The sequence below is a fragment of the Pseudoalteromonas sp. SG45-2 genome (assembly GCF_014164115.1).
Classification (GTDB): domain Bacteria; phylum Pseudomonadota; class Gammaproteobacteria; order Enterobacterales; family Alteromonadaceae; genus Pseudoalteromonas; species Pseudoalteromonas distincta.
On record NZ_JACJEO010000033.1, the window covers coordinates 20,803 to 40,449 of the forward strand.

At 39.6% G+C, this 19,647-nt stretch carries 16 protein-coding genes; 5 read left to right on the top strand and 11 right to left on the bottom strand.

Annotated elements, in window-relative coordinates; translation table 11 throughout:
- Positions 1-20 precede the first annotated feature (20 nt).
- Both H5116_RS18750 and H5116_RS18755 read right to left on the bottom strand, forming a co-directional pair.
- Positions 21-1,250 (bottom strand): glycosyltransferase, encoded by a 1,230-nt coding sequence (locus tag H5116_RS18750; protein WP_182716825.1) that lies wholly within the window; start codon positions 1,248-1,250, stop codon positions 21-23.
- The gene (locus H5116_RS18755) at positions 1,247-2,242 is read right to left on the bottom strand and encodes a LacI family DNA-binding transcriptional regulator (protein WP_182695390.1); all 996 of its coding nucleotides are present in this window, start codon (positions 2,240-2,242) and stop codon (positions 1,247-1,249) included. The genes H5116_RS18750 and H5116_RS18755 overlap by 4 nt, the downstream gene beginning before the upstream one ends.
- Positions 2,243-2,408: 166 nt before the next feature.
- Between H5116_RS18755 and H5116_RS18760 the strand changes: the two genes are divergently transcribed.
- The 3 genes from H5116_RS18760 (at position 2,409) to H5116_RS18770 (ending at position 6,132) form a co-directional block, all read left to right on the top strand.
- Entirely contained in the window at positions 2,409-4,871 is a 2,463-nt protein-coding gene (locus H5116_RS18760) for a prolyl oligopeptidase family serine peptidase (protein ID WP_182716826.1), read from the top strand.
- Positions 4,872-4,942: 71 nt separating this feature from the next.
- Entirely contained in the window at positions 4,943-5,560 is a 618-nt protein-coding gene (locus H5116_RS18765; protein ID WP_182716827.1) for a LysE family translocator, read from the top strand.
- A gap of 80 nt (positions 5,561-5,640) precedes the next feature.
- Complete coding sequence (locus H5116_RS18770) at positions 5,641-6,132, top strand: DUF2798 domain-containing protein (protein ID WP_182692473.1); 492 nt, start codon at positions 5,641-5,643, stop codon at positions 6,130-6,132.
- 52 nt (positions 6,133-6,184) lie between these two features.
- Here the strand turns inward: H5116_RS18770 and uvrA are convergent, their stop codons facing one another.
- Positions 6,185-8,743, bottom strand: coding sequence for an excinuclease ABC subunit UvrA (gene uvrA / locus H5116_RS18775; protein ID WP_182716828.1), 2,559 nt, complete (start codon positions 8,741-8,743; stop codon positions 6,185-6,187).
- A 268-nt stretch (positions 8,744-9,011) separates the two neighbouring features.
- On the opposite strand from uvrA, the gene H5116_RS18780 reads away from it, so the two are divergent.
- Entirely contained in the window at positions 9,012-9,416 is a 405-nt protein-coding gene (locus H5116_RS18780) for a hypothetical protein (protein ID WP_182716829.1), read from the top strand.
- Between the two features lie 13 nt (positions 9,417-9,429).
- Here the strand turns inward: H5116_RS18780 and H5116_RS18785 are convergent, their stop codons facing one another.
- The 3 genes from H5116_RS18785 to H5116_RS18795 all read right to left on the bottom strand — a co-directional run bounded on the left by H5116_RS18785 (position 9,430) and on the right by H5116_RS18795 (position 13,138).
- A complete protein-coding gene (locus H5116_RS18785) occupies positions 9,430-10,218 on the bottom strand; it encodes a LytTR family DNA-binding domain-containing protein (protein ID WP_024597345.1) in 789 nt (262 codons plus the stop codon).
- Positions 10,215-11,255: a sensor histidine kinase gene (locus tag H5116_RS18790; protein ID WP_182716830.1), complete on the bottom strand. Its 1,041-nt coding sequence runs from the start codon at positions 11,253-11,255 to the stop codon at positions 10,215-10,217. The genes H5116_RS18785 and H5116_RS18790 overlap by 4 nt, the downstream gene beginning before the upstream one ends.
- A 227-nt stretch (positions 11,256-11,482) precedes the next feature.
- Positions 11,483-13,138: a CIA30 family protein gene (locus H5116_RS18795; protein WP_259398874.1), complete on the bottom strand. Its 1,656-nt coding sequence runs from the start codon at positions 13,136-13,138 to the stop codon at positions 11,483-11,485.
- A 1,051-nt stretch (positions 13,139-14,189) separates the two neighbouring features.
- Between H5116_RS18795 and H5116_RS18800 the strand changes: the two genes are divergently transcribed.
- Positions 14,190-15,167, top strand: a complete 978-nt coding sequence (locus H5116_RS18800; protein WP_182716831.1) for a helix-turn-helix domain-containing protein — start codon at positions 14,190-14,192, stop codon at positions 15,165-15,167.
- Positions 15,168-15,529: 362 nt separating this feature from the next.
- Here the strand turns inward: H5116_RS18800 and H5116_RS18805 are convergent, their stop codons facing one another.
- From H5116_RS18805 to H5116_RS18825, 5 genes are all read right to left on the bottom strand, one after another.
- Positions 15,530-16,456 carry a DMT family transporter gene (locus H5116_RS18805; protein WP_182716832.1) on the bottom strand — a complete coding sequence of 309 codons (927 nt, stop codon included), beginning with the start codon at positions 16,454-16,456 and terminating at the stop codon, positions 15,530-15,532.
- Between the two features lie 101 nt (positions 16,457-16,557).
- Entirely contained in the window at positions 16,558-17,265 is a 708-nt protein-coding gene (locus H5116_RS18810) for an AraC family transcriptional regulator (RefSeq protein WP_182695406.1), read from the bottom strand.
- A gap of 310 nt (positions 17,266-17,575) precedes the next feature.
- Positions 17,576-17,983 (bottom strand): sulfotransferase, encoded by a 408-nt coding sequence (locus H5116_RS18815; protein WP_310735997.1) that lies wholly within the window; start codon positions 17,981-17,983, stop codon positions 17,576-17,578.
- Complete coding sequence (locus tag H5116_RS18820; protein WP_182711695.1) at positions 17,956-18,561, bottom strand: hypothetical protein; 606 nt, start codon at positions 18,559-18,561, stop codon at positions 17,956-17,958. The genes H5116_RS18815 and H5116_RS18820 overlap by 28 nt, the downstream gene beginning before the upstream one ends.
- Before the next feature lie 42 nt (positions 18,562-18,603).
- Positions 18,604-19,350 (bottom strand): glycoside hydrolase family 19 protein, encoded by a 747-nt coding sequence (locus H5116_RS18825; protein ID WP_182716833.1) that lies wholly within the window; start codon positions 19,348-19,350, stop codon positions 18,604-18,606.
- Positions 19,351-19,647 lie beyond the last annotated feature (297 nt).

Genomic DNA, 19,647 nt, shown 5'->3' on the forward strand with positions numbered 1-19,647 from the left:
TGGTGTGTGTCTAGTCATTTTTAATCTAATTTTTTATTTTTTTCAGCTATCCATTGCGACATGTATTGAGTGCTGCGCATTGTATGATGTTTGAGCATTTGGCCTGTAAAGTTTTTTTCGCGATGAGCCTCTAAATCGCTACTTATTGAATCGATTTTTATAATTAACACCGTACTCAATTGTGCTTTATCGTAAAGCGTATTAAGGAGCGTGTTGCCATCTTGCTGTGCTTGTTCAAAGTCACTTTGATTGGTGTACATTTCAACAGCAGCATTGGCAAAATCGTCGGCGGTGTTGGCTATTTTACCAGGCCATGGTAAATCGTTATGCATGCCCTCTGCACCAATATAGGTGGTAACGCTGGGTGTTTGCATAATCATGGCTTCAAGTAATTTACCTTTAATGCCTGCACCAAAACGAAGTGGTGCTAAACATACGCGTGCGCTTTGCATTACATCAAACGCATTATCGGCCCAGCCTTTTATTAAAAACCCTGTTTTAGGGTTATTTAGTGCCGTGGCTTTTGGTGGTGGGTAGGAGCCATAAATATGTAGTTCTGCTTTTGGGAGTTGCTTGCGAATAAGTGGCCATATTTTTTGCAAATAAAGTACAGCATCCCAGTTTGGTGCGTGTCTAAAGTTACCTATGGTCATAAAGTGCTGGCGCTGCTCAAACGTTTTTGTACTTGTAGGCAGTGAGCTTAAATCGACCATAAATGGTAAATGGTGTAATAAGCTTGGCTCTATTTTAAAGACGCTGTTTAGCAGGCTCATTTCATAACTTGAAATAATTAAGCTTAGGTCGCAGCGTAAAATAGCGGCAATTTCTCGTTTTGCTATGTCTGAGTGTAAATCGCTGGTTGTAAACTCGCGCTCACCTTTAAAGGCTTCGTGGCGAGCGTTACGCAAACATTGTAAATCTTCGGTATCGAGAATTTTAATGGCATTTGGGCAATGCTTATCGACGCGCCAGCCAAATTGTTCTTCCATCATAAAACGGTCAAACATGACTATATCTGGGTTATAGGCTTTAACGTATTCGTCAAAGCTATCGCAGTTTAGTGCAATGCTTTGGCTGGTTATACCAAAGTCGTCAAGGTTTACCATGTGGTCGGTGCGCTGCGCGGGCGTTGCAAATTCAACGTCCCAGTTTTGCGCTCTAAATGCATTTAATAACGACATCATGTGCGTTCCCGCAGCAGACGAATTTGGCTCTGGCCATACGTAGCCAATTACCAGCACTTTTTTCATTGGCTAGAATCTCTAATTTGTAAGTTTACATTTACCAGTGTTTTTACTGGCGGGGCTGTATTTTGTAGTAGCTCTTGGAGTATTAAAAGGCACCGCTTAGCTATATCAGTTGTACTAATAGCCACGGTGGTTAAGTGATTATTTATAACCGCGCTATTAGGAATGTGGTGGCAACTCACTACTTTAATAGAGTGATGAGTTAATGAGTTAATAGCGGCAATAACACCTTGAGCAATAATATCGTTTGCACACACCACTGCGTTTAATGTGGGGTTGTGTTTATATGCTTCTATAAATGCATTTTTAGCGCTAAGGGCTGTGTTTACTGCGCAGTCAATGGGTGCTAATGGTGTAATGCTGTGCTGCGCGCATGCGGTATTGAAGCCACTTTGCAGTGCTTGTGAATCACTTAAAGTAAGTTCACTGCTTATAAATGCTATGTTTGTCACGCCTTGTGCGAGTAAATGCATACTGGCTACGTGGCTGGCTTTTTTATAGTCGGGTAATACACACGGAGCTGCGCTAAAGGGCACTTCACTCATTAAGGTAATTACTTTGTGTTGCGCGCTGAGCGCATCAAGCCATTTGGGGCAAGTATTAGCAACGGGGCAAATAATAAATGCAGCCGCGTTGTATTCTTTTAAGTTTTTAACTGCGTTTGCTTGTAGCTCAAGGCTATTATTACTGCTTACAATCATGGCTTGTAAGCCATTGTCGTTTAACAAAAGTTCTAAGCTGGTAGCAAGGTGTGCCATAGCTGGGTTAGTTAAATCATTTATTACTATGGCCACTAAGTTAGAGCGTTTTGAGCGCATAGCAGCGGCATCACGATTATAAACGTACCCTAGCTCATCTATCGCTTTGAGTATTTTTTGTTTACTTTTATTGCCCACTTTATCGCTTTGGGTAAGTACCAAGGATACGGTTGATTTTGATACACCAGCACGCTCTGCAACATCAAAAATGGTGACTGATTTGGCTTTGTTATGCATTGTATTTTAAGTACCGCAGTGGTGAATAAATAGCGCTGTAGTTTAGCTTAATCAGCACTATTAAGTCATCTTTTAGAGGTGTATAACTTACCTTAATACTTTATGAACAAAGCAAAACGTGTTTATATACGCCTATAAGAGTAAAAAATAACAAAAGGATAAAAACATGAGCGCTTTTAGGCTGTTAGTTGTCTTTATTTGTTGTGCGGCATTAGTCCCAACAAGTTACGCCGAGCAGGGCTATCAAACCCCATCACCCGAACTTGCAGCATTGGTTGACGCTAAGTTAGCACCCACTAGTTACTTATCGAGCGATGGCCAGTGGCTAGCGCTTTTTGAGCGCAAACGTGTAGTAACCCTTGATGAACTTGCAAAAGAAGAGCTTAAGCTTGCAGGTATTAAGCTAAACCCCGCTAATTTTTCGCGCTCTCGTGTGAGTGCCAAATTTAGTGCCGTGGAGCTAAAGCATGTTCAAAGCGGGTCGGTTATTAGCATTAACAACTTACCTAATGGCATTATCCGCTCACCTAAATGGTCATCTAATAGTAAATATTTAGCCTTTGTTGTTGAGCAACCAACCCAAGCCAACTTATGGCTTTACAGCGTTGAAACCAAACAAGCAAAAGAGTTAACTAGTGCTGCGTTAAATTCGGTACTAACTGCATCGCCATATAAATGGCTGCCAGATAGCAGCGCCATTGTTGCAAATATTGCTGTTAATTTTGGTAAACCAAGGCTTGAAAATAACAGCCAAAATGTAGTGCCTGTTATTCAACAAAGTACTGGCGAAAAAGCGCCAGCACGTACTTACCAAAATTTATTAACCAGCCCGTTTGATGAATCACAGTTTAAGTTTTACGGCCAAGGGCAATTGGCTTACATAACGCTTGATGGCAATACTCAAGCAATAGGTAGCCCTTCTTTATTTAAATCGTTTTCGGTATCACCTGATTCTACCAATATTTTAGTTGCCGGTATTAATGAGCCGTTTTCGTATCAAGTGCCTTACAGCCGCTTTGCAAGCACGTGGCAAATATGGGGCATGCGCGGCTATGCATTAGCAGAGCTGGCAAAACAGCCACTTGCCGATAATATTCCACAAGGTTACGACAGTGTACGCACTGGCCGCCGTGATTTTGAATGGCGAGCCGATCAAGGTGCTGAAGTTATTTGGGCCGAGGCACAAGATGGCGGCGACATGAAAACCGACGTTGAGCATCATGATTATGTTTACGGCTTACGTGCACCATTTAAACGTGAGCCTAAATTATTTGCCAAAGTAGAGCGCCGTTATGCGGGAATGGAGTGGGGCAACGAAAACGTAGCAATGCTGACAGACTGGCGCTTTAGCGATCGCCAAGTACGTACTTACATAGTGCAACCACGAAATGCCGACAGAAACCGCGTGCTATTTTCAGAGCGTAGTTACAACGATGCGTACAAAGACCCAGGTAATGCAATTTACGAGCGCAATGATTTAGGCGCAAACGTAATTAAAATTGTAGGCGGGCGTTATATTTACCTGCGCGGTAATGGTGCTTCAGAGCAAGGTAATGTGCCGTTTTTAGATAGGTACGATGTTAAAACAAATAGCAGCAAGCGTTTATGGCAATCACAAGCGCCATACTATGAGCGTGTTCGTTCACTACTTGATGACGAAGGTGAGCGATTTATTACTATTCGTGAATCTAAAACTGAGCAACCTAACTTTTTTATACGTGATTTAGATAACGACACGTTAACGCAATTAACGACATTTGAGCATCCGTACCCTGCATTTAAAGGCGTAACTAAAGAGCAATTACGTTATAAACGCGACGACGGTGTTGAGCTTTCGGGCACGCTTTATTTACCACCAGGGTACGATAAAACACAAGGCCCGTTACCGGTACTTATGTGGGCTTATCCACTTGAATACAAAGATAAAGCCGTTGCATCGCAAGTACGCGAATCGCCTTATGCGTTTACCTACATTGGTTATTGGGGCCCAATGCCTTACCTTGCTAAAGGGATTGCCGTGTTTGACGACCCTAAAATGCCAATAGTGGGTATTGATGGCAGCGAGCCAAACGATAACTTTAGAAAGCAGTTAGTATCAAGTGCGCAAGCAGCTGTTGATGTATTAGTTAAAAAAGGCATTGCCGATAAAAACAAGATAGCCATAGCAGGGCACTCGTATGGTGCATTTATGGTTGCTAACTTATTGGCTCATAGCGATTTATTTAAAACAGGTATTGCCCGCAGTGGCGCGTATAACCGCACATTAACACCGTTTGGTTTTCAAGGAGAAGAGCGTGATTTTTGGCAAGCACAAAGTGTGTACGCTGATATGTCGCCGTTTTTCCATGCTGAAAAAATTAACGAGCCAATGCTAATGATCCACGGCCAAGAAGACCCTAATTCGGGCACTTTCCCAATGCAAAGTGAGCGCATGTACGCAGCCCTTAAAGGTTTAGGTAAAGATGCTCGCTTAGTAATGCTCCCTTATGAAGCACATGGTTACCGTGCGCGTAAAAGCTTATTACATGTGTTGTGGGAACAAGAACAGTGGTTAGATAAGTATTTGTTAAATGATACAGCAGAGCCAGTAGAGGTTATTACTGACCCCGTGGTAAGTGCTGGTCAATAGTAATAAAAATGAGTAAGCAACAGCGCGGCTACTTATAGCCGCGTTTTTGCTTTTAATATGAGAGTAAATTAATGATTGATGTAGCAGCACTTGCGGTTTTTATTCCTACCTTCTTTTTTGTGTCGATAACGCCAGGTATGTGTATGACCCTTGCCATGACACTCGGTATGAGCATTGGCGTGCGCCGCACATTATGGATGATGATAGGTGAGCTGTTAGGTGTAGCAAGTGTTGCTATAGCTGCGGTATTAGGCGTTGCAAGCGTAATGCTAAATTACCCAGATGTGTTCGCTATTTTAAAGTGGGTAGGCGGTGCGTACTTAATTTATATTGGCGTTAACATGTGGCGAGCCAAAGGAAAAATGTCGGTCGATACCTCAAAACCAAGTGACGTAAGTAGGAAGTCGTTATTTACGCAAGGTTTTGTAACCGCAATTGCTAACCCTAAAGGGTGGGCGTTTATGATTTCACTACTGCCACCCTTTATAAGTGTTGAGCATGCTGTAGCCCCTCAGCTTTTAGTATTGCTTGGTGTTATAATGACCACCGAGTTTTTAAGTATGTTAGCTTACGCAACAGGCGGTAAAAGCTTACGTTTATTTTTAAGCCGTGGTGATAATATTAAATGGATGAACCGTATTGCTGGTAGCTTAATGGGGTTAGTTGGAATTTGGCTTATTTTTGGTTAGCTCAAAAAGTGGTTGATATTGTCAATTAATTTGTTATAGTTGATTTTGTCATCTATTTAACGCTTAAGGCATGCCCAAAAATGAGTACACCCGTATCAGCAAACCCAGTAATGGTTGAGCCTAAAAAAACACCTGTAATTTATAAAATACTGGTTATGGTAAGTATTATTACCTTAATTGGCGGTACTCTAACTGGCATTATGACTTATGTGAATGTGGGTGTTACAGAGCATTTTTATGCAGATTGGTTTACCTCATTTATAAGTGCAGTATTGGTTATGGCGCCTGTTGGTTTTGTAATGATGACCTTAATGCATAAGCTAGTTAATAAGTTATTGCCTAGTAGTAGCGAGCTAAAACGTAATTTAGTGATTAGTGTTTTTATGGCGCTGATCATGGAGTCGGTTATGGCGTTTGTTACCGCTACTAATAATATTGGCTATGCAGATATGCGTGTATTTGTAACTGGATGGGCTGAAGGGTTATTAGCCGCATTACCAATAGGTTTAACTATAATGCTGATAATGTCGGTTACGGTAAAACCTAAAATAGAACGCTTTTTAAAAAGCTAATAACAAAAAAGAGCCATTGGCTCTTTTTTGTTATTTAGTGTTTACCTGCTCTTTAAATTGCACGATTCAAAAAAGGTGCTGTTCGGCTTATTTTAGATTGGGCTACCTCTGTAGGTTTCCCTTGCGCTACAATTAAGCCGCCTTCTTCGCCAGCACCGGGTCCTACATCAATAACCCAGTCACTATTGCGGGCTACTTGCATATCGTGTTCAACCATAATGACGGTATTGCCAGCATCAACTAATTTATTTAACTGCGACATTAACATTGATACATCCGATGGATGCAGGCCTGTAGTTGGCTCATCAAGAATATAAAGTGTGTTACCGCGCTGCGTACGTTGCAGCTCCGTTGCTAATTTAATACGCTGCGCTTCACCGCCCGAAAGCTCAGTGGCAGGTTGCCCTAAACGTAAATACCCAAGACCTACTTGCATAAGTGCATCGAGTGATCGCAGTATTGCAGGCTCATTTTCAAAAAAGGTATATGCCGATTCAACCGTTAAATCTAGAATATCGCTGATGTTTTTATCACGATATGTAACCTCAAGTGTTTGCTCGTTATAACGTTTGCCATGACACACTTGGCAAGGTGAATAAACGCTAGGTAAAAACAGCAGCTCTATACTCACAAAGCCAACGCCTTCACAGTTTTTACAGCGACCTTTAGCAACATTAAACGAAAAGCGACCAGCATCGTAACGGCGCTCTTTCGCTTTTTGGGTAGAAGCAAATAGTTTACGCACATGATCAAATAAACCCGTATAGGTAGCTAAGTTTGAACGAGGGGTACGGCCAATCGCTTTTTGATTTACGGTAATCAGGCGGCTTATATTATTTATTCCTTCAATGATTTTTCCGCTGGTGTGTGTTTGCAGTTCTTGTTCGAGTAAGTCGGCTTCGTCGGTGGGGGCTTCCGGTATTACTTTTTGCCCAAGTGCTTCGTAAACAAGTTCTACTAACGCTTGGCTTACTAGGCTTGATTTACCCGAGCCCGAAACCCCAGTAACGGTTGTCATAACACCCAGTGGAAATTCTGCATTGAGTTTTTTAAGATTGTTACGCTCAATATCAGCTAATTTTAACCACGCTTTTGGCTGCCTTTGCTCCTTTTTTTGCGCGCTGTTTTGAGTAGACTCTTGACTGGCGTTTTTAGCAAAAAGGTGGCGGGCAGTGTGCGAATTTTTTACTTTACTTAACCCTTCAACAGGGCCGCTGTAAATAATGTTGCCACCATGCACACCTGCATCAGGGCCTACATCAACAATCCAATCGGCATGTTTAACAACGCTAACATCGTGCTCAACAACAAATACAGAATTGCCAGCCGCTATTAACTCGTCGAGCGCTTTTAAAAGTGCTTGTGTGTCGGCAGGGTGTAAACCCGCTGAAGGTTCATCTAGCACGTAAACCACCCCAAATAATTTAGAGCGAATTTGTGTGGCAAGTCGCAATCGTTGTAGTTCTCCGGGTGAGAGCGTTGGCGTTGTACGCTCAAGCGACAAGTACCCTAAACCAAGCATGGTTAGTGCTTCAATACGAGTGAGAATGTCACTGGCAATGCGCTGCGTAACAATGGCTTGCTCTGGATTTTTTGTATTCTTATTTACTTTGGTGCTGGCGGCATTACTTAATTTTTTAGCAAGTTCGTTTAATGTAAGTTGAGATAGCTCGCCAATATCAAGCCCTGCAAATTTAACACTTAACGATGCTTGTTTTAATTTTTTACCTTGGCAAGTAGGGCACTGCGATATTTGCATAAACTGTGATACGCGCTTTTTAGTACGCGGGCTTTGGGTAGTAGCAAAAGACTGTAAAACAAAGCGTTTAGCGCTTGAAAAAGTTCCCATGTAGCTTGGATCTTCGTTATTTTTTATCGCATTTTGTGTTTGCTCATAGGTGTAATCTGGGTATACCGGCACACTAGGTGTTTCGTCGGTAAATAAAATCCAATCCCGTGCTTTTTTAGAAAGTTTGTTCCAAGGTGTGTCTATGTCATAACCAAGCGAGGTAAGTATACGGCTTAGGTTTTTACCTTGCCATGCTGGTGGCCACGCTTCAATGGCGCGCTGGCGAATAGTTTTTGTATCATCTGGCACAAGTAGCTTTTCGGTTACTTCAAACACTCGGCCTATTCCTGAGCATTCTGGGCACGCACCTTGTGGCGTATTCGGCGAAAACGCATCGGCGTAAAGTATGCCTTGCCCTTTGGGGTATTCGCCAGCACGAGAGTAAAGCATGCGTAGCGCGTTAGAAATAGTTGTTATGCTGCCAACTGATGAGCGAACCGACGGTGCGCCGCGTTGCTGCTGCAAAGCAACGGCAGGCGGTAGCCCTTCAATAGAATCAACATCGGGCTCATCAACTTGATCTATCAACCTTCGGGCGTACGGCGATACTGAATCAAGGTAACGGTGCTGCGACTCAGCAAACAGCGTTCCAAACGCAAGCGACGACTTTCCAGAGCCCGATATTCCTGTAAAAACAACCAATGCGTTACGAGGTAAATCAACGTCTACATTTTTTAAGTTGTGAACGCGCGCCCCTCTTACTTGAATGCTGTTACTGGGATCAGATAAATCCGTTGTTGAGTTTTTATGTGTGCTTGCCATACGTTTATACTCCTGTTTAATCGCGCTTTTTACTTTAAGTTAGCTTTGAATTATTTACTCTTATCACTCGTTATTACCTCAAAGTAGCGCAAGCACACTGAATGAGCGCTTAGTCTGTAGTGGCGCAGCCAAAGCGCTGGATAAAATTATGATGATTGCTTGTTTACATAATAGGTATGGAATGCGAATATAATTTAAACAGTTATTGTTATGTAATTTATTAGGTAATTTACTAGGTATTTTACTAGGTAATAAAAAGGAACTCACAGTGAAGAAAGCCTTAGTGATCATTTTATTGGTGCTTTCGTGGGCAAGCCAAGCCGACTCTATCAAAGCGCTAAATGTTGACCGTGCAGTACCAAGTAGCATGCACTTATCGTTTGCAAACGATAGCAACATAACCCCTAAAAAAGGGGATTTTAAAATCGTTAATTATGTATTAATGAGCAATGAAGAGGGCGAACGCTGGGCTGTTATAACGCTAACTAACTTATCGTCGGGCAATCGAGAATTAGGCGAGGAGCACTTACTTGCACTTTTTGCTGACGGCAGCCGATTTATGCCAATGGAATTTAAACTCGGTTTTAAAGGCAACGAAACACAATCGGTAACTGTATCGTTTGCCGATTATAAATTCCCTATTTTAAGTGTGTATTCGAGTAACGACCAGTAGCATATTGGATAAGTTAAATATGCAGCAATTGCTTTAACTTATCTGCGCCGGCTCTGCTGGTGCTTAGTTCAGATTTAATATCGTCATTTACAATCACCATAAGTTTGCCATTAAACCAGCGCTGTATTTCTTTAATGTGGTCAATATTAACCAAATAACTGCGGTGGATTCGTACAAAGTTATGTGCTGCTAAAGCATGCTCAAGCTGATCAAGTGTATCGCTTAAATGATGAAATGTATCGCCATTCCACGCCAAACTATTGCCCTGCTCCGATTTAATAAATTTAATATTACTAGGGGAGAGTAAAAATATCCGCTCACCGTTTTTACTAATGAGCTTATTTATAGTGTTTTTGGTTAATGTAAACGTTTGCTCGTTGGGTTCGTGATTGACTAGGGTATGTGCACGTTGTTGCTCTAGTTGCTGCTGCGCTTTGGCGAGAGCTTTTTTTAGCCTAGCAATAGGAAAAGGTTTGAGTAAGTAGTCAGTTGAGGCGTGCTCAAAAGCTTCAATAGCAAATTGGTCATACGCGGTTGTGTAAATAATAATGGGCTGGTAGTTAAGTAAATCAATAAGCTCAAGGCCGTTAATTTCAGGCATTTGAATATCAAGTAATACCACATCAGGGGTCAACTCATTGATTAATGTAATAGCCTCTTTGCCATTTGTAGCCATAGCCACCAATTCAACATGCTCCATTAAACTTAATTGATGGCTTAATTTTTCGCGAGCGGGAAGCTCGTCATCGGCAAATAATACGCGCATTTTAGTAATAGTATGTTGCTGGTTTTTGCTGTTCATAGTGCTAGCTCCAACGTTACCACTGCACCATTATTATTGCTCAGTAGTACCTTACTTTTACCAAGTTGTTTGACGCGCTTGAGTATGTTTTTCATCCCTACACCATTGCCATGCCCGTGCTTTATTACATCGCTCGAAAAACCCTTACCATTATCGCTAATTTGTATTTTAACGCCGTTTGGAAGCTCACTCAGGGTTATATTAAGTATTAGAGAAGTTTGGTTGGCGTTGTGTTTAATGGCGTTTTCAATAATTGGCTGAATCAGTAGCGGTGGTAGCGATATGTCTTTAAGCCTATTGGGAATATGGTAATTAACCTGAAGTTTATCGCCAAAGCGTGCTTTTTCAATATTTAAGTATTTTTCTATTATTGTAAGCTCTTGCTGTAAAGGTATTTGCTGTTGCTCGGCGGTATCAAGGGAGTACCTTAAAATATCAGCAAGTTCATGCAGTACTTCATCGGCTAAATCAGGGTTCGTATGAATATAGGCCGAAATTGTATTTAAGCTATTAAACATAAAGTGAGGGTTTAGTTGATATCGTAATGTAGCAAGTTGGGCTTGTTTAAGTGCGTGTTTTTCGGCTGTTGCGCGTTTTTTATTTTCAATAAAAATACTGGTAAAGTAAATACACGATCCCCAAAGTAAGCCGTTAAATACAACAAATACTCCCATCGATTTATGCCCATCAAAAAGCTGTGTGAGTAATATATCGGTAAGCACATTACCAAGTGCCATAAATACAACTGCAATTAACCATTCAAATGCTATTTTGTTAATGTGTTTATTGCGAAGGTAAAAAATAACCGCTGCCGCACTCCAAACAGGAACCCAGTAAAAAGTAACGAACCACACAGTTGCAGCGAGTGCACTACCAGTAGTAAAGGATGCGGAGTTCGCGATTATTAGCCCAAGGGCATAAGCAATATCTACAATAAGTAGAGTAAAAAAGCTGTATTTATAAAATGGATGTTTGAGCATAGTATGTGCTTCTTTTTGTAAGTGATTAAACCATAACAAAAAACAGTCAAAACCCAAATGATTTTGTGTTTTGACTGCTACTCATTTAAAAGTAAGTTAGCTCTTTGATTTGTAGTGTGTTTTTTAATGACTCATTGCTTGCGCCTGGCATTTTACGCCACATTAAGTTAACCCCAGTTAATTCTGTTGCCGACCACGTAACTGGGTTACCAAAACCAAATTGTTTAAGTGTAGTGAAGGGAATATCAAGCGTGGTCCATTCATCGCGCGGCTTTAAAAGTACACTAAAGTGATCCCAAATCCTTTACATCACTATGATAAACAGACAAAGCAAAAGGCGTGGTAGACCCTTTATACGTTAAGCGCACACCTTTAAATGCTGAAGCATCAGCCGGTGATGTAAATTTTATTTCAGCGCCTGCCCACGCGCCAAAGCTTGTTGGCTTTGTAATGGTTGTATCTATAGTTAAGCTATTTTTATGCGTGGTAAGCGTTGCCACAGACTGACCACCCATTACCGAGTCGCTTAAGGCTTGCCATGGTGTATCACCGGTAAAATCATCAATAACATGCTGCGCTTGGCTGCTTTTAATTACTTCATTACAAGTGGGGCCTTGTGGCTTTATGGCTTTGTTTTGAGCAATAAGCGCTGGGCGGTCTACTTGTATACCTGCTTTATAAACCTCTGAGATTGTGTGAATATGGTTTATATCATCAAGTGGGTTTTGCTTAAGCAGTATAAAGCTTGCCTCAAAGCCTTTAGCAAGCTTACCAATACTATCTGCTTTATTGATCGCTTGTGCGCCGTTAACCGTTGCCGCATTAATTATTTCACCATTAGTTAGGCCCGCTTTTTTAAGTGCATCTAACTCGTTATGTAACCCTGTTCCATGGATTGTGTATGGGTTTCCGGCATCAGAGCCGGTGCCTATAGTGATATTAGCTTTATGTAACTTTTGAATATTTGCATAAGCGGTTTTACGTTCACTCCATGCGTGTTCTTTCCATTTTGAAGGCGCAGGCACATTTTCAAACAAGCACTCTTGAAGCTTTTCGGGAATGGTTTTTAGTAACTCGTTTTGTGAGCTAATAGTATGGTTATGCTTTTCATCGCTATGGTTGTGGTACACCGCAAGGGTAGGAATGTAGGTTACATTATGCTGTTTCATTAGCGTAATAAACTCATCATCTATCGCTTCGCTATTAATACCGTGGGCTAAAGCCGTTGCACCGGCCTTAATAGCGCGTTTGCCATCATCTAGTGTAGAAACATGCACAAAATACGGTAAATTAGCCGCTTTAGAGCGCTTACCTAGATCGCTTAATTGGCTATCAGTCAACGATTTACCCATACCGCCAAAGGTTTCAATAACCGCTTTAGTTACATGGGGTTGGGTGCTTATATGTTTTTTCCATAGCGCTGCTATGTCTTCATTTTTGGCAATTTCGTAAGCGTTGCCACCAAACTGCGTGCCATGCCCGCCAGGGTTGGTAAACAATGTACCTGCATAAAAAAGGTTAGGGGTTAGTTGGGCTTCTTCTAATTGAGCGGCTTCGTTTAGGGTTTGCTCAAACGAAAACAAATCAACAATGTTAGTTACGCCTAAATACAAATTAGAATTAAAGTGCGATTTAACCGGCAAATACTGAAACTCAGTAAAGTTACTGCCTGATGAACCCAAATGTACATGTAAATCAATTAAACCAGGTATTGCATATTGGTTGTTGGCATCAATAGTTTTATCGGCGTTTTGTAGTGGGTCGGTCGCTTTAGCAACGTTTACAATTTTACCATCGTCAATATAAAGCGAACTCGGCGCAGAAAAGCTTTGCGAATTACTTTGGTATACACGAATGTTGTCGACTCGCAGGTCAATGGCATGCGCACTAAAGTGGCTTGTTAAACTCAGTGCTATAACTGTTTTTGTAATAATGTTCATGACTATATTCCTTATCAAAATAGGTATTTGGCGTTTTGTTGATAAGGAATTTAGCGAGTTTTTTAACCTGCTTCATTAATGTTTATCTGAATCGACATTTTTTGCCGTTGAACCGACACTAAAGTAAATAAACGTAGTGGTGCGCTCAGATTAACTGAACTAAATATTATGAATTAGCGATAGATCCCTTCGGCGGGTATGCCTATTTTAAGACAGGGTTTTAAAATTTAATCTTGTTTGAATGACTTTTAAAGGCGGCTAGGAGCGATTAACAGCCGCTCAAGCATCTTGTAATTGGAATCCATTTTTCTCTATAGCTGACGTTCGAACCTGCTTTACTAATGCTAACTATTAGCCGAAAGCTGACATTAGTTTTTGTAAAAGAATAAACAGATTATTGGTAATTCAAACCAATATATACTGCATGTTTGAGGGCTAGTGTAAGCTCGTTGCTGCCTTTGAACTTCCATCACTTGATGCTCATTTGAGCCTAAAGCAGTCAGTAATGAATTCGGTTTCAAGATCACTTTGTGAGTATAGAAGACGCTAGCATTTAATTTTTACACAGATTTCTAATGAATTAATCATGTCAAATTACTGAAAATTATTAATAATAATGTAAATTAACAACTTAAATCGAGCAACCGTTAGTCAACAAAATTGACCCATTACTAACATTCCTTTTTTGAGGTGGTTTAACTATGGATGCCCTAGTTATGCTATGGGTGATTTTAGCAATTAAACACTAAACTCTTCCCTAAGCGAGTGACAAAATTGGATCAAACGGGCACCTTTAAAGCTTTTGGGCTGGAAGACCTGCCTGATGGGGAAATTTTGCCATAGATTGACAGCTTAGTTATATTTAGGATGTCTAATTTGGTTCGTCTCTCAAAATGAAAAACTAACTTGCTAGCACCAAATAAAATGTTTAAATTTAGCTGTTTAGCCTAATTGCAACCGCTGGTTGACAAATTAACAACTTGACTTGCTGGTCTGCAACTACCTGACTTTCTATGCTTACCGCTCAACAACAAATGAAGGAATGAACTTTATGATTTTAGCAGAAAAGATTGTCAGATTAAGAAAACAAGTTGGTTGGTCGCAGGAAGAATTGGCTGAAAAGATGAATGTTTCTAGGCAGTCAGTGTCTAAGTGGGAAAGCACTAATAGCATACCTGATTTAAATAGGATAATTATGTTGGCGGAGCTTTTTGACGTGTCTACTGACTTTCTACTAAGAGATGAGAATGAAGCTTTTGATTCTCATGATGAAAATAAAAAGCCTGATATCATTCAAATTAGTTTAGAACAAGCAGCAAAATATATTGAAAATAAGATGGAAGTGTCAGCCTTAATCACTAAAGGAGTTATACTTTGTTTATGCTCAGTAGTACCTTTGTTTTTCTTCTTGGCAATGGCTGAAACCAATCGATTGAACCTGACAGGCAATATCGCAGCAGCGATAGGAGTTGTGTGTATTGTAGTTATGGTCTCTATGGGAATAAATTTTTTTCTCAGAGGCAACCAATATGAAAGCGATATAGCGGTAATAGATAATGAAGCATTTGAATTAGCCTATGGTGTACATGGTGTTTTCAATGAAAAATTAACAAAGTTCAGACCTACCTATAATCGAAGATTATCGTTGGGTATATTTATGTTCATTATCAGTTTTGCACCTCTTATGTTTGCTAGTATGCTTTTCAGAGGCCCAAGTATAACTCTAATGATGCTAATTGTACTTATGCTCATCATAGCCGCTGGGATATACATTGTGTCTCCTGTTGCGGCTAAATACGAGGCTTATAACAATATTCTAAAAGATGGGCCTCTAGATACCGTAAAGAGTAGACGTGTAAAACGTGCTGAAAAACTCGCTGCATTCTACTGGCCTTTGCTAATCGCTATCTTTCTTGGTTGGAGCTTATGGACTATGGATTGGGGCGTAACTTGGATAATTTGGCCTGTAGGGGCTGTACTTTTCGCTGCACTGGTTGGATTAATGGAGTTGCTGGATAAAGAAGAGTGATGAACATGATATGCATCTTTATCAGCGATACAAAAACCTAATCTTAACCAGTAACTTTCTAATATGGCAGAGATTAGGGGGATACAAATAAGTCATCTAAATATAAATACTTGAACAACCGCTATGCTGGCATTTACGATCATCAATCTAGACCTAAATTCAAATACTATAAATGGCACTTTAGCGAAGTTCGGCTGTGAGCGTGAGGCAGACTGTGAGAAATTATGATGTATGAAGTCAATACTCGTCTCCTTGGTTATTACATTTTATGAACGTTCGTTACGAGCGTTCATGTTTTTTACTTTATATAAATGAATTATACCCTATGGTAAGCTTTTAAAAGCATTGTCAATGCTCTTAAGCTACATAGATTTAATAGGTACTCTTAATTGCTTTTGAGATTTGATGGTTTGCATTAATAGGCATAGTGATACCAAAGCCACACCTATCCAACCAATTATCTTAAACCTTTCACCAATAACGAAAACGGCTAAAACAGTTGCAACTAATGGTTCTATTAAGGTAATTAATGTCGCTTTACTTGCATTTATATAATTCAAGCCAAAACCAAATAATAAGTATCCTAAAAACATTGGAATTACTGCCATATACAAAGATACCAATGCATTGGTTGCGCTTGAAAATAAGTTATCACCTGTAAACCATAATGAAGGGAGTAACAATAAAGCAGCACAACCAAACAGTCCTGACATTGACGATTTCGAATGAACTCCACTTTCAATTAAACTCCTTGCTGCCCATGAATAACCTGCATAGGTTAATCCAGCAATACACCCCAAAAGAATACCCAGGCTCTGTTGATTAATACTGTATGAAGGATCATTACTCTGATCTCTACCTAACGTTAATAAAGTAATACCTATAGCTCCAATAACAAAACTCAGTACCCATTCCAGTGATATATTTTTTTTACTAATTAGGCTTTCAAGGATTGCAGCAAAAAAAGGTGCCGTAGCAATTGAAACTACAGTGCCAATTGCAACACCTGATAAACGCATTGAAGTATAAAATGCTAATGGATAGATAGCGACAGAAGCGGCACCTAAAAGTAATACCTTAGGCTGTGAAATCATGAGCTTATAATCTATAAATAACGTTTTTCGTGCTGTAATAACAAGTAGCACTCCCCCTATTCCCATAGAGAATGCACCAATTGCAAACGAACTCACATCAGGGGAATAGCTTGCTGCGGTGCCTGTTGTTCCCCACAAAAAACTAGCAATAATGATAGCAATTACACCTTTAAAACTTCCGTGATGACTTTCCATTGTGAAACCTGTTTTTTATTATTTCAATACAGAAATTGTATGCTAATGATGAAAGGAGTTTTTAACAATTAAGACGCTATCGTTGACAATAAAGACTAAGTTTACTTTTTGAATTTATTAGGTGGTAGGCCAAAGAATTGTGAAAACTTTCGGCTAAAGGCTGACGGCTCTTTGTAGCCTACTTTTTCACCAATGATTGATAGTGGATAATCTGTGTGTGTTAGTAAAGCTTGCGCTTTTTCCATACGAAGTTTGGTTACGTATTTCATCACAGTCATATTTGTTTGTTGCTTAAATAGTTTCTTAAACTGCGTCTCGCTTAGAAAAGCAGATTCAGCCAGGCGTTTAATGTGAAGTTGCTCTGCAATATTTTGCTCTATGAAGGATATTGCTGTACCAATACGGTTATCTACTTTTGACAATAAAGGTTGCTCTGCAAGCAGTAAACTGAACATTTCAAACATCGCCTGTTCTAATTGAGCATTAACTTTATTTTCTAATTGGTTTTCGATAAAGGTTAAGTAACTTTTAAGGGCTGAGTTAATTGCAAAAACAATACAGTGAGAAGATGAAATATTTAGGGGTAGGTTTTTCATGTCCACAACTACAAATCTAGCTTCAGTATCTGCAGTGAACAAGTGCTCTTCATTGGCTTTAACTACAACACATTCACTTGGCGCAACTTTACCATTGAAATCACCAACGCATATATTTATGACACCACGTAAAGGTAAAACCAATTGATTAAAGTGATGTGAGTGACGGGTTGGTTTTGTGCTATAAGAACGAATGGATAATAGATTTTTCATAATAACAGAAATGTATGGCCTTATTTCATCCTGATTTTGGTTATACATAGTAGAGCAATGGATGACAAAGTGAAGTGTTAGTTTTATTGGCTCTTTAACTTAAACCTCAATGACTGCAATGGTGGCTTAGCAGTCCCACTAAAGGCTTTGAAAGGTAATATCTGCTGTTGGCATTCTCCGCCACTCCACAACACAAAATGTTGATAATAATTGGCAAGGTATTTTACTGTGTCGGATGGCGCTTCGCTTATCCGACCTACACTTACACAAAGCCTCTTATTTGGCGTCTCTTACCGGTAAAATAAAGCGTTTACTCAATATTTATACCTTGCTTTAAAAGGTACTCCACTGTTTTATTAGTATGTGGCTTAAATGCTTTCCAACGGCCGATTGCTTTATTGTTAAGTGGTTGGCGTACTTGTACTTTACTGGCGGTAGAGACCGGTGCGGTGTTTAAGTGAAAGTCTATACACTGTGCTTGCCATTCTAAATTACAAAAGCTAACTAGCTCTTTTATTTGCTGCTCGGGCTGGGCGACTAGTTTTTCGTATTTTACTAATTTTATATTGCTATGCAGGGCGCTAAAGTGCTGCATGAGTTTATAAAAGCGGCTATTTAAAAAAGATAAATCCCCCATACTGGGGGCATTTATCACATTAGTATATGACCTTAATATAATTACTAGCGATGTTATTTTGAATTGGAAATTACTGGCCACTCGTCAACTAAAATGCCATTACCACAATCGTTGTCTGCATGTATTAAATTAGGTTTTAGATTAATCAGTTGTGGGAACGAAATGGTGTAATTGACCTTATAACCGCAAGAGCCAAAAGCAGAGTATAAGCGCAGAGACTTTAATTCATTCCCTATTTCACTAACTTCAATACTGCCGGTAATTAAATTAGTTTGCTTTAGCTCCCACTTATTATCAATAAAAGTAGGTTCTGACCAAGTTATGGGGTAAGCCATGTTAGTTAACGTCTTGACATAATAGGTCAAGTAACTGTCTTGATATGCTCCAGTGTTGCAAGCTAATGCAAGCAATTTATCACCCGAACTTAGCTTAAAAACTGAGACAAATCGATTGTTATGATGTTCGTCTTTGATAGAACAGTTGTCGTTTTTATTTAGTGAGCCAAGAAGCTTTTTTTGAGTTAATAGCTCAAAATCTAGAGGCAACTTTTGACCAGAGGGTATCTGCATTTTTAAGGGTTTATTATTCTTAATATCTGCATTGAGTGAAGCGGCATTAACATGCGAGCATAATAAAAAGATCATAACAAATAAGGTCATATTTAATTTCACCAAGAGTTAATCCATAAAAGTATATGTGTATTAAGCTAACGCTACATTTGTTGAGAATAATAACTTTTCAAATTCAAATGTACCTCGTGACGCTTTCAATAGTCGCTCAAAAATTATAGCGTCATTAGCAATCTCTAAAGCGTGATCTTGACCATTAATTATTCTCCTAGCTCCAATATAATTAGAAGTTGCACCTGATATAAATTGGCCTAGCTTCGCTTTAGCAAATAAACCTTCTCGCATGCCATAAGACATTATTGCATATGCAATTTTATGATTAAGTGCTAGGTCTGGATTTATATAGAGCTTATCTCCAAGCCCTAAAGCATCGCCAACCTTTTTATAATTATAATCCCATGTTAATTGTACATAACCCCTTCCGTAATATATGTTTTTTTCTACAGTTGAAGTAGTTGGAACATCGTGTACGCTACCATACAGCTTACCTTTTCCTTTTCCCCACTCTTTAATTGGTTTCCAGGTACGTCCGCACTCACGTTTTACTGTCGCTAACATGTAAGCAATCCATCGGATATCGGTAATGTGAGGATCCATTACACACTCAATCAAGAGTTTTTTTAGATCATTAAATGCTTGCTCATTAGGGAACTGCTTTTTATATATTTTAATGAAGTGTTCATAATCAATAACTTGAACTTGATTTAAAAGGGCAGCTTCTTTGTGCTTTTTTAGAAAGTTCTGACTTAATGAGGCTACAAGTGCTTTGTGAGTTAAATCATCAGGTATAACTTTTTTACTTGGGTGTTTATTACCCAATGCAGCGGATTGAAATAGCTTTAGTTGCTCTTCAGTTTTACTACCATAATATCCATCGGGCTTTAGTACTTTTTTACCGAAATACTTTTTTGTGGTACCTAATAAAAGCCTTTGTAGTACTAAAACATCTAGTGGGGCATTCCTAGCACCGTGACCAACACTATTAGTTAACCTTGTATGGATAATAAACCCATAAATTAATTAATACTTTAACCAAGTTCGGGTAATGTGAGGCCCAAGCTTTGGCTGCAACCAAAGCCTTTTATACAGTAGTTCGATTGATTGAAGGCTCCTCTA

Excerpts from the sequence above, each read along its gene's own strand:
- H5116_RS18770 (WP_182692473.1), top strand. The coding sequence starts at position 5,641 with ATGAGTACACCCGTATCAGCAAACCCAGTAATGGTTGAGCCTAAAAAA.
- H5116_RS18755 (WP_182695390.1), bottom strand. The coding sequence starts at position 2,242 with ATGCATAACAAAGCCAAATCAGTCACCATTTTTGATGTTGCAGAGCGT.
- uvrA (WP_182716828.1), bottom strand. The coding sequence starts at position 8,743 with ATGGCAAGCACACATAAAAACTCAACAACGGATTTATCTGATCCCAGT.
- H5116_RS18785 (WP_024597345.1), bottom strand. The coding sequence starts at position 10,218 with ATGAACAGCAAAAACCAGCAACATACTATTACTAAAATGCGCGTATTA.
- H5116_RS18750 (WP_182716825.1), bottom strand. The coding sequence starts at position 1,250 with ATGAAAAAAGTGCTGGTAATTGGCTACGTATGGCCAGAGCCAAATTCG.
- H5116_RS18800 (WP_182716831.1), top strand. The coding sequence starts at position 14,190 with ATGATTTTAGCAGAAAAGATTGTCAGATTAAGAAAACAAGTTGGTTGG.
- H5116_RS18795 (WP_259398874.1), bottom strand. The coding sequence starts at position 13,138 with ATGAACATTATTACAAAAACAGTTATAGCACTGAGTTTAACAAGCCAC.
- H5116_RS18805 (WP_182716832.1), bottom strand. The coding sequence starts at position 16,456 with ATGGAAAGTCATCACGGAAGTTTTAAAGGTGTAATTGCTATCATTATT.
- H5116_RS18760 (WP_182716826.1), top strand. The coding sequence starts at position 2,409 with ATGAGCGCTTTTAGGCTGTTAGTTGTCTTTATTTGTTGTGCGGCATTA.
- H5116_RS18765 (WP_182716827.1), top strand. The coding sequence starts at position 4,943 with ATGATTGATGTAGCAGCACTTGCGGTTTTTATTCCTACCTTCTTTTTT.
- H5116_RS18820 (WP_182711695.1), bottom strand. The coding sequence starts at position 18,561 with ATGACCTTATTTGTTATGATCTTTTTATTATGCTCGCATGTTAATGCC.
- H5116_RS18810 (WP_182695406.1), bottom strand. The coding sequence starts at position 17,265 with ATGAAAAATCTATTATCCATTCGTTCTTATAGCACAAAACCAACCCGT.